Here is an 11,608-nt window from a genome sequence, read left to right as displayed (position 1 = left end):
GAGTCGGAGTGGGAGTTACCAGCGGAGTTGGAGTTTCACTCGGAGTCGGAGTGGGAGTTACCAGCGGAGTTGGAGTTTCACTCGGAGTCGGAGTGGGAGTTACCAGCGGAGTTGGAGTTTCACTCGGAGTCGGAGTGGGAGTTACCAGCGGAGTTGGAGTTTCACTCGGAGTCGGAGTGGGAGTTACCAGCGGAGTTGGAGTTTCACTCGGAGTCGGAGTGGGAGTTACCAGCGGAGTTGGAGTTGGCGTTGGGTCGATCGCGTCGTCAGTCGAAAACACAATATTACCAACACTACTAGAACGCGGCAACGACTGCGATGTAATGCTAGATTGTCCCGTTGTAATTGCACCCGCCGTACCGTTGCTAGCAGCATCCCCCACCACAAACGGTTGAATCGGCGTCCCTCCATCTCCCCCAGCGTGTGTAATTGCGATATTTCCACTACCTGTGCCGCCAGCAGTAGAAATGCTAGCAAATCCCGTCGGCGAAAAAGGTGTGGAAAAAGCACCCGTAGCCCGGAAAAAATTGCCTGTTATTGCTGTGACATCGCCACCGGTGCCGCCAGTACCGCCTTGGGCATTGATAAACTCTACTTGAATATCGCCGATCGGATCTAAGAACACATTGCCGGCATTTCCGACTATACCGCTAGAGTTAATTTGTCCGGTGGTAATTGAAGTTATCGCCTTAACAGTTATGTTGCCACCACTGTTTGCCGATGTATTCAAATTGCCTGCGGTGAAATTGTTACCGCTTGTAAATAGAATTTCTCCGCCATTAGTAGTAATATTTTTAACGCTTATATCGCCCTTGGCAGTAATATCGACTTTGCCTGCGGTGACATCTCCCGATAAGTTGACTTTTTCCGTGTTTAGTGCTGTCAATTGTTGCGCGTTAATTGTCGAGTTTCCTGTCACATTGCCAGCATTTTCGATCGCAAGATTTCCTAACTTGCTGGTGGCCCCCACCGCACCGTTGAAAGTGATGCTGCCGCTACCTGCATCCAGATTTAGGCTGCGGGCGGCATCAATACTGTCGATCGCACCTCCAAAGGCAATATTCCCCCCGGCTGTACTCAATCTTGCATCTTTCGTCAACCCGATAACACCGTTAATATTGATATTGCCCTGATTAGTAGTAACATTACCACCCAGCTTAGTGAGCGCCGCAGCAATATTAAAACCCGAATTGCTCGCAATATTACCGTTAGTGAATTCTGCCTGCGTTGCCGTAACATTCAAAGCAGAAAGTGGTGCTGTTTCTCCGATATTTCCTTGTAGCAGCACATTGCCTGTAGCGGCATCTAAGTTGAACAAATGATTGCCGTCAATCGCACCACTTATCTGAATATCTCCGCCGCTGGTACTGAGATTAATATCGTTGCCGAGTGTTACAGTGGCGTTTAGAGTGAGCGGGTTTTTATTGGTATTGATGCCATAATTCAAATTAATTGTGGAACCATTGAGAGTAATGCTGCTGTTGTCATTTCCGGTAATAGTTCCATCAAGTGCGATCGTACCAGTTCCCGTTTGAATATTTACTGGATCTAAAAATGTGAGATTAGAGGAAATACTAACATTTGCACTGCTATCCGATCGCCCGATCGCGATCGAGCTAAATCCATTTTGAATCAAATTAAGTTCAGATGCAGTCAAATCTAAAGCGCTAGTATTGTTATCAGTTCCGCCAACAGCAATATTTTGTCCTGCTGTTGCAGGTTGCAGCGTCAACCCGCCCGTACCAGAAACATTCCCAGAAAAATCAATTTCACCTGCTGTTAAATTCAGCGGGTTACTACCTCCCGATAAACTCGAACCGAAAGCAATAGTTGCATCTCCGAGTGTAAAATTTACAGGAGCTTTTAATGTCACCGGGTCGCTCAAACTAATATTATCATTAGTTGTGGTGATATTTCCGCTAATCGCAACCGTTCCCCCGCCGTTTTGAATAAATGCACCGTCTAAGTTCAGGTTTTTCTCAATATTGAGATTAACCTTATTGGTAATTGTGAGCGTGCCGTCATTGGTTGTTGTTACAGTTTCTTTGAGATTAACATTCTCAGCGGCAATACCCAGATTGCCAGCTACATCAACTGTATTATTGAAAGTAATGTCGCTGCCTGCGAGAATCGAATTATTGGCAATTGTAACTGCATCTCCATAAGTTTGAGGGCCAGTTGTAGTGACATTGCCATTAAGTTGAGTTGTGCCGCCAGCATCTGTAGTCAAACTCGCGGCATTGACTGTTTGATTAAATGCGGTTGTTCCTCTAGAGTTAGCTGTTAAATTGCCGATCGCACTTGTTGGATTCCCAACTGCACTTTTGAATGTAACATCACCGCTAGCGGCTTTCACAGTCAAATCGCTGGTACCATCAACAGTATTATTGAAAGAAATGCTGTCACCTGAAAGAATCGGATTATTCGCAACAGTGACTGCATCTCCGTAGGTTTGACTGCCAATTGTAGTCACATTGCCATTGAGTTGACTTGTGCCGCCAGCATCTGTAGTCAAACTCGCGGCATTGACTGTTTGATTAAATGCGGTTGTGCCTGTAGAGTTAGCAGTAATATTTCCTAATGCCTTGGTATTGCCAACTGCACCATTGAAGGTAATATTACCCGTACCCCCATTTACAGTCAAGTCGCTGCCAATGTTATTGGCATCGACAGTATTATTGAAAGTAATGTTGCTGCCTGAAATAATCGGATTAGTGGCAATTGTGACAGCATCTCCATAAGTTTGACTGCCGGTAGTTGTCACCTTGTCATTAAGTTGAGTTGTGCCACCCGCAGCGTCTGTAGTCAAAGTCACGGCATTGACTGTTTGACTAAATACGGTTGTTCCTCTAGATTTAGTTTTCAAATCTACGATTGGGTTGTTGATAGTGCCGATCGTACTCTGGAATGTAACATCACCAGTACCCCCATCCACAGTCAAGCTGCTGCCGATGTTATTAAGGGGGTCAACATTATTATTGAAAGTAATGCCTTTGCCTGTGAGAGTCGGATTATTGGCAATCGTGACAGCATCGTTATAAGTTTGAGCGCCAGTTGTTGTGACATTGGCGCCTAAAGATACCTTGCTGTTGGCAGTTAAACTTGTGAGAGGAGTTGTCTTACCAACTGCACCGCTGAATGTAATATTGCCACTACTCGCCTTCACAGTCAAATCGCCACTACCGTCAACAGTATTTTGGAAAGTAACGTCGCTACCTGCGAGACTCGATTTATTGGCAATCTTGACAGCATCGTTATAAGTTTGAGCGCCAGTTGTCGTGACATTGCCATTGAGTGTAGTTGTGCCGCCAGCATCTGTAGTCAAACTCGCGGCATTGACTGTTTGATTAAATGTTGTTGTACCAGAACTATTGGCGGTCAGATTTCCTAATGGGGTGTCCTTGCCTACGTCCCCTTTAACATCAATGTTTCCACTCCCTGTTTCTAAGGTGAGATTGCCACCGCCATCAACAGTTCCTCCAAAATTAATATCACCTGCCTTTGTCTTGAGATTGACATTAGAATTGGTATCGAGAAATACATTGCCAGTAAAAGTAATATTCTGTTCGTTGGTCGTAATATTGGCATTATTATTTAAAAGGATAGCTATCCCTGAATTGAAATCGGTTCCGCTGCCGCCGACACCGGTGAGAGTGACATTCCCGGTGCCTGTGGATTCTACCAGCCCTTCTATCACTAGGCCCGAGTAGTCGCTCCCGCTCGCGTTGCCACCTGTTCCTGTGAGGGCGATATTTCCATTCTGCGATCGCACTTGGCCGGTATTGTTAAGACTTATCCCTTCAATGAAATCGGTTCCGCTGCCACCAACACCCGTGAGAGTGACATTCCCGGTGCCTGTGGATTCTACCAGCCCTTCTATCACAAGGCCCGAGTTGTCGCTCCCGCTCCCGTTGCCGCCTGTTCCTGTGAGGGCGATATTTCCTGGCGATCGCACTTGGCCGGTATTGTTAAGACCTATCCCTCCATTGCGATCGGTCCCGCTGCCGCCGACACCGATGAAACTGACATTCCCGGTGCCTGTGGATTCTACCAGCCCTTCTATCACAAGGCCCGAGTTGCCGCTCCCGCTCGCGTTGCCGCCTGTTCCTGTGAGGGTGATATTTCCTGGCGATCGCACTTGGCCGGGATTGTTAAGACTTATCCCTCCATTGCGATCGGTCCCGCTGCCGCCAACACCGATGAAACTGACATTCCCGGTGCCTGTGGATTCTACCAGCCCTACTATCACTAGGCCCGAGTTGTCGCTCCCGCTCGCGTTGCCGCCTGTTCCTGTGAGGGTGATATTTCCTTGCGATCGCACTTGGCCGGTATTGTTAAGACTTATCCCTGGATTAATATCGGTTCCGCTGCCGCCGACACCGGTGAGAGTGACATTCCCGGTGCCTGTGGATTCTACCAGCCCTTCTATCACAAGGCCAGAGTTGCTGATCCCGCTCGCGTTGCCGCCTGTTCCTGTGAGGGTGATATTTCCATTCTGCGATCGCACTTGGCCGGTATTGCTAAGACTTATCCCTCCATTGCGATCGATCCCGCTGCCGCCAACACCGATGAAAGTGACATTCCCGGTGCCTGTGGATTCTACCAGCCCTTCTATCACTAGGCCCCAGTTGTCGCTCCCGCTCGCGTTGCCGCCTGTTCCTGTGAGGGTGATATTTCCTTGCGATCGCACTTGGCCGGTATTTTTAAGACTTATCCCTTGATTGAAATCGGTTCCATTTCCCCCCGTCCCGGTAATAGTTACACTTCCGGCATTAATTATACTGCTCTCGATAGCAACTCCAATGGCAGAGGTACCACTCCCTCTACCGATGCCCAGGAAATTACCACCATTAGTATCGATCGTCGAACCTACGATACTGACAGCACCACCGTTTAGATTATCACTATCAGCATTCAGAGTAATATTGCCTCCCTGACTGGTGAGTTTGGTATTATTAATATTAATATTATTATTAGCATTCAGAGTTAGCGTATTACTATTAGCCCATGAAACCGGAGCGCTGACAGTAATATCGCCTTGGTTCGGAGAATCCGACGCAGTAGAAATAGTCACATTTCCCAAATCTAGCTGGGTTTGCAGCGTCCCATTATTAATTGTAGAAGTCCCATCCGAGGGCGTAAATGCTCCCCCTGATAAAGTGCCACCTGTATCCACATCTGTACTAATAGTAATATCAGTAGGGTCTAACAATAAGGTTCCCGCCATACCAAAGGTCGATCGCAAATCAACTAATCCTTGAAAATCCAGCGATTGCTTTCCCGACACTTCCACAAAGCCGCCATTCCCAGAAAACAAGCCACCTCTGGCCGTAATATTCCCATTAAAGCGAGTAGTTTCATCAGCCCAAACTATCACTCGCCCGCCATTCCCATTACTAATAGCATCAGCATTAATCGTCGAATCGCTGCTAACAAAAGTCCGCGAAGCATTGGGTACAGTCCCCAAACCCTGATAATCTCCGCCAATCAGTACATTACCGCCGCCGTTAATCCCAGAAGCATCGATCTTGCCTGCAATAACTCCTACTTTGTCGCCTAAAATATTTACAGTACCGCCAGTGTTGCCAGAGACATTGATACTGCCGGATGCGATCGCAGTTCCCGCAGTTATCGGCACAGCAGCATTCCCTGTCAACACAACTTCGCCATTGGCATTTACCGTCAAACCCGTCGCCTGGGCCACACCTTGTCCAGTCAGCAACTCCGGCAAAGATAACACTGGCTGCGTCCAATTGTTCGGCAGAGAACTTTGAGTTGCTGTCGGCTGAATATCCAAACTCAATAAATTTCCAGCTTGACTAATTCGCACCAAATTGTTACCCGGTACGGCGCTGATGAGAATATTGCCGCTAGGCGCAGTTAGCTGACCATTATTGACAACCGTACCGCCGATCAAACTTAAAGTTTGACCTGGTGTCACCGTCAGATTGCCTGCATTAACAATGCTTCCACCTGGCAAATTTGTAAACGCAAAACTATTCGGCGTCCCGATGAAAGTTGCCCAATTGTTATTGCCGATCGCACTAAACCACTGATTGTTCCCAAAACCAATCCCTGTCGCCGTAGTAGCATTAAAAGATCCAGGCACGTTGAGACTGGCATTCGGCCCGAAAATTATGCCCGCCGGATTCATCAAAAATAAATTGGAATTGCCGCCCGTAACTTGAATTAAGCCATTTATTAAAGAAGGATTACCCCCAGTAATCCTTCCCAAAATATTTTGAATATTGGGATTAGTCAGAAAGTTTGCCGTTTGAGCCTCGCTGAGGCCAAACTGAGTAAAACTATGAAAAAGATTAGCCCCATCTCCGCTGAAGGCCCCCCCGGAAATGTCGTAGCGGTTGCCGCTGGGAGTAACAACTGTGTTAGTGCCGTCTGGTGCGGGGGAGATGGGTTGCGCCTTTGCCGAACCCGTCGCTGCACTCAGCCAGCTAACAATGAATAACCATCCGAGCAAATGTAGTTTGTTGGGTGTCATTGTGTTTAAAGATTGTGCTTAAAGTGCGATCGTATTTATTTCTACTACTTTTACTCCTAAAAATTTCTCATGTCAATAGGAGCCGCCTATTTTTGCTGGTCGAATAATTAGGACTGAAAAAGGAAATGTATGTTTTTAATTACTATGATTTACGTAAAAACAGTTTTTTTACTAGAAGTCAGGCGCGGGAAATGAAACTTGGTTTCTTTTTTTGACTTTCACTGCTTCCCTGACCCAATTACCTTAAAAAACCGGGTTAATGCGTCCGGGACTGTTGGTGAAAGTATGGCGCGGAATGCGAGGGTTAGAGGTTTAAAAAACTTGGAATATTAGTCAAAAGTACGTAAGTACCGATCGCCTACTATACAGCTTGCTTAGAGAGGCAAAAAACTCGCTCAAATTCCTACTCGCGGTCGCCGCCGCTTCTTTCTGCATCGGGCGACCAGCTTGCAGCCCGCTTTCACGAACAACTGACTGAACAGCCGAGGTTCTCTCAAAAACTTTATATTTTAGGGATGAACTTTACCAAAACTTCATAAAGCTCGATTAAAAATTTTATGTATTTTTGATGAAAGCCAATAGTTGCAAGTCTTGTACTCAACTTTAGACTGTTACTAAAACGAAGTAAATGTAGTAAGTTGGAAGTCTAGGCAGGATGAAAATCTTGCTGTTACAGATTAAACTGTGCCAATCTGGTGTCAGTGAAAACTCTTAGAAGAAGCACTCATTTACTCCAAAACACCCTTAAGTAAGATCTCTCTGTAGATTCACGGGTGTGGAGCCTCTTCTTTAGATTTGACGATCGTCCTAAATATCGCAGGCTCGCGATCGTCGATTCGCGTCACGGCAACATGGCATTTTGCGCCTTACTACGTAACAATACTGGAGGAATCAGGGTTATGACTACCTTAACGCTAGTCAAAAAAACATCTTTTACAGTCGCCAGCTTGGCAACCACAATGTTGCTGAGCATCTGCACGCCCGTCAGAGCTTTCATGTTTGGCACTGCCGGCATCCAGTTCGATGAAGATACCAATATAAACTTTACCTTCGACCAATCTCACGGCGCTTACCAGTCCAGCTTGTGGGTAGCCCAAGCTCAGTCAGGAAACACTGGCTACACCAACATCGCCAGACTGTTCTACGAGACTAAACCCTCAGATAACGGCAGCGCGAATGACTGGCAGGGAAGCTTCGGCAACGCAGTCACCTCCGAAAACCGCTCCATCACCCAAACCTTCAAATTTTTGCAGGATCAAACTTATGCCCTGCTGCTGTGGAGCGACAGCGGCACCGGCCAACCATTGGAGCAGTACGCCTCCAGCAGCACCTTCATGAACAGCCCCGAATGGTTTGCCGCCAACACCCAGTACAGGAGAGATGACTGTCTGGTGGCGGGCTGTCAGCAAGCCGTGTTTGGCGACTTTAATCTCGACTACAACTCCCGCGACTCATTTACAAGCGTCAACGGCGGTAAAGGCCCAGAGCAATATTCATTGCTCACAATGGCCCAACTGGCTCAGGGTACAAAAATCTCATTCGACGATGCCGGAGGAGGAAACGACGTGGACTTCCAAGACTTCACCCTGTCGGCTCAGTTAGCTCCCACACCAGTCAACGGCCTTGCCTTCCGAAACTTCACCGTGTCGGCTCAGTCAGTCCCCGAAGCAGTCCCCGGACCAGTCCCCGGACCAGTCCCCGGACCAGTCCCCGAACCAGTCCCCGAACCAGTCCCCGAACCAGTCACAGTGTTCGGGACTATGATGGGGATCGGGGCTGTGGCAGCAGCTCGCAGGAAAAAAAAGCGAGGGCAGCAACGATAAAAAAGACTCTTAACCAGCCCCATACAAATCTAAATAGTGCGTCTGTTCAGTGGTACTCTGAGGAATAGCATTTCTAAATGTTAAGACTTTTTCCATAACGGGAAAAATAGCATCCTAACAAAGGCACTATTCATGGTATCCACCGCAGAAAAAACGAACGTAGGCTACATCACCCAAATCATCGGGCCAGTTGTAGACGTAAAATTCCCAGGCGGCAAACTGCCCCAAATCTATAACGCTCTCACGATTTCCGGCAAAAACGAAGCAGGTCAAGAAATTGCCGTTACCTGCGAAGTTCAGCAACTGCTCGGAGACAGCCAAGTGCGCGCAGTTTCCATGAGTACCACCGACGGCTTGGTGCGTGGCATGGAAGTAGTAGATACCGGGGAAGCGATCCAAGTTCCCGTCGGAATCCCAACTCTCGGCCGGATTTTTAACGTCATCGGTCAACCCGTAGACAATCTCGGCCCGGTCAATACTTCCGAAAGTATGCCCATCCACCGCAACCCGCCGGCTTTCACCGAACTGGAAACCAAGCCTTCGGTGTTTGAAACCGGGATCAAGGTGATTGACCTGCTGGCCCCCTACCGTCGCGGCGGCAAAATCGGTTTGTTCGGCGGCGCAGGCGTCGGCAAAACCGTGATTATGATGGAACTCGTGAACAACATCGCCAAAGCTCACGGCGGCGTGTCCGTGTTCGGTGGTGTGGGCGAGCGCACCCGCGAAGGTAATGACCTCTACAAAGAAATGATCGAGTCAGGGGTTATTGACGAAGAAGACCGCAGCAAGTCGAAAATTGCTCTGGTTTACGGTCAAATGAACGAGCCGCCTGGTGCTCGGATGCGCGTGGGCCTGTCGGCTCTGGCGATGGCCGAATACTTCCGCGATGTCAGCAAGCAAGACGTGCTGCTGTTCATTGACAATATCTTCCGGTTTGTGCAAGCGGGTTCTGAGGTATCGGCTCTGTTGGGTCGGATGCCTTCGGCTGTGGGATATCAGCCGACTCTCGGTACGGATATGGGCGACTTGCAAGAACGGATTACTTCGACTACCGAAGGTTCGATTACTTCGGTTCAAGCTGTGTACGTACCTGCGGATGACTTGACTGACCCCGCGCCGGCTACGACATTTGCTCACTTGGACGCTACAACTGTGTTGTCTCGCGGTTTGGCTGCGAAGGGGATTTATCCGGCTGTTGACCCACTGGATTCTACGTCTACGATGTTGCAAGTTAGCGTTGTCGGCGAAGAGCACTATGGCGTTGCTCGCCAAGTGCAGTCAACTCTGCAACGCTACAAGGAATTGCAAGACATTATTGCAATTTTGGGCTTGGATGAGCTGTCGGAAGATGACCGCTTGACCGTTTCTCGCGCTCGCAAAATTGAACGGTTCTTGTCTCAACCGTTCTTTGTGGCGGAAGTGTTCACCGGTTCCCCCGGCAAGTACGTCAAGCTGGCAGACACCATTAAGGGTTTCCAGATGATTTTGGCTGGCGAACTGGACGAATTACCTGAACAAGCTTTCTATTTGGTGGGCGATATCAACGAGGCGATCGCCAAAGCTGAAAAAATGAAAGCTGACGCCAAGTAATTTTAGTCATTAGTCAGTAGTCAGTAGTCAGTAGTCAGTCGTTATTAGTTATTTGTTATTTGTTATTGGTAACAACTGACAACTGATAACTGACAACTGACAACTGACAACTGACAACTGACAACTGACAACTGACAACCGACAACTGACAATTTATGACATTAACTGTGCGCGTAGTGGCCCCAGACAAAACTGTTTGGGATTCTAATGCTGAAGAAGTAATTCTGCCGAGCACCACAGGCCAACTGGGTATCTTGAGCGGTCACGCTCCAATGTTGACAGCTTTGGATACCGGAGTAATGCGCGTCCGTCCCGGCAAGGAATGGGTGTCTATTGCTCTGATGGGTGGCTTTGCAGAAATCCAAGAAAACAAAGTTACTATTCTTGTCAACGGCGCTGAAAAAGGCGAAACCATTGATAAAGAAGCTGCTCGTACTGCTTACACCGAAGCAGTAGCTCGTTTGGAAAAGTCCGCTAGTGGCACTGACCAAGAGCAAATTAAAGCTAAGCAAGCAATCAAACGCGCGAGAGCTCGTTTCCAAGCTGCCGGCGGCACGCTCTAGCTCTAAGGGTAACGACATAGTGCTTTTGTAGTAGGGACACAACATTGTTGTGTCCCTGCTGTTTTTCTCACGTTGTCTCCCTAATGTTTTGCTAAACTCCCGCCTCGGACAATAGAGACTGCATTGTTTCCCAAGATAACCCCTGCTGAAGATAGCGGGGGTTATTTGGATTGTAGGGGCTCTCCACGCGATCGACACTGACAATTTTTGCTTCTTCCGGCAAAACAGGAACCTCGGGATCGAAAGCGGTCGATCGCGTCAAAGAGCTAGAAAAGCCTTTAAAAATAGCAATTTCATCGAATTCGCCGTCAATTTCGGCCTTGACGATTAAAACTTCGTGCGATCGTTTTACCGTGTATTGTTCCAAACGACGAGCAATAGAGTCAGCCATAGCAAATCTCACTTTCCTGAAATCTGCTACAATATAGCTTAATTTTGCGGCTAATTTCAGCGACAGATAGCTAATTTTTTATTTTTAATTCGACCTTTTTTTACAGCAGGAAGTAAGCGGACATAATATAAATCCTGTAAAAAAAATCTGCCAGATTTTCATCCGGCAAAACCTACTTGTCCGATATTTTATGAGCCACAGAAAGACTAGGTTTCAATTATCGTTGTCCCGTCAAAATTTTATTAAACAGCGTTTTGCTTGGGATATACGCTGCTATTTATGCTAGTTTTTTGCTTGAGATCAGCTATGGTAAGTGGCAACTCAAAGCTAATAAATAACTGTTTACGAGGCGGGAATTATAGTTAGTGGCTCAATTTTAGAGCCTTTGGGCTATCGAGAAAAATATATGTGCCGATTTGTCGAGCGAGTGACAGTAAAAGGCAAAAAATCTGCCGTCTCCGTGTTTAAAATTTATGATGCAGAAACAGAACACAGCATTGAACTAAAACAGGAAACTGCTGCTGAATTTCAAAAAAGTCTGAAGCTTTATTTCGAGCAAAATTTTACTGAAGCGCAAAAATTATTCAGTAAGATTTGCGAAAGAAATCCTCAAGATAGGTTAGCAGAAATTTACTACCAGCGCTCTCTAAAGAATGGAATGTATGGAGCAATACGGTTCAGTTAAGGGCTAGGCAGTGCTTAAAACAATAAATACAGGAGGATTCATTATTATTCCAGTACC

At 47.3% G+C, this 11,608-nt stretch carries 6 protein-coding genes; 4 read left to right on the top strand and 2 right to left on the bottom strand.

The genetic code is table 11. From position 1 onward, the window contains the following. On the bottom strand, positions 1-6,499 hold a 6,499-nt coding region (locus QUA47_RS28615), incomplete at its 3' end, for a two-partner secretion domain-containing protein (protein WP_333433268.1). A gap of 899 nt (positions 6,500-7,398) precedes the next feature. Here QUA47_RS28615 and QUA47_RS28610 point away from each other — a divergent pair. The 3 genes from QUA47_RS28610 to atpC all read left to right on the top strand — a co-directional run bounded on the left by QUA47_RS28610 (position 7,399) and on the right by atpC (position 10,475). Beyond that, positions 7,399-8,322, top strand: coding sequence for a PEP-CTERM sorting domain-containing protein (locus QUA47_RS28610; RefSeq protein ID WP_333433267.1), 924 nt, complete (start codon positions 7,399-7,401; stop codon positions 8,320-8,322). Positions 8,323-8,454: 132 nt separating this feature from the next. Then, a complete protein-coding gene (gene atpD / locus QUA47_RS28605; protein WP_333220809.1) occupies positions 8,455-9,912 on the top strand; it encodes a F0F1 ATP synthase subunit beta in 1,458 nt (485 codons plus the stop codon). Positions 9,913-10,067: 155 nt separating this feature from the next. Continuing rightward, the gene (gene atpC, locus QUA47_RS28600) at positions 10,068-10,475 is read left to right on the top strand and encodes an ATP synthase F1 subunit epsilon (RefSeq protein ID WP_190663502.1); all 408 of its coding nucleotides are present in this window, start codon (positions 10,068-10,070) and stop codon (positions 10,473-10,475) included. Between the two features lie 91 nt (positions 10,476-10,566). Here atpC and QUA47_RS28595 read toward each other — a convergent pair whose 3' ends face one another. Continuing rightward, positions 10,567-10,866, bottom strand: coding sequence for a DUF7734 family protein (locus tag QUA47_RS28595; RefSeq protein ID WP_190743481.1), 300 nt, complete (start codon positions 10,864-10,866; stop codon positions 10,567-10,569). 406 nt (positions 10,867-11,272) lie between these two features. On the opposite strand from QUA47_RS28595, the gene QUA47_RS28590 reads away from it, so the two are divergent. Further along, positions 11,273-11,551 (top strand): hypothetical protein, encoded by a 279-nt coding sequence (locus tag QUA47_RS28590; protein WP_333433266.1) that lies wholly within the window; start codon positions 11,273-11,275, stop codon positions 11,549-11,551. Positions 11,552-11,608: the final 57 nt, after the last annotated feature.

The organism is Microcoleus sp. MON2_D5 (assembly GCF_036701905.1).
GTDB lineage: Bacteria > Cyanobacteriota > Cyanobacteriia > Cyanobacteriales > Microcoleaceae > Microcoleus.
Note: the sequence above shows the minus strand (reverse complement) of the source record. Positions and strands in the feature narration are given on the sequence as shown.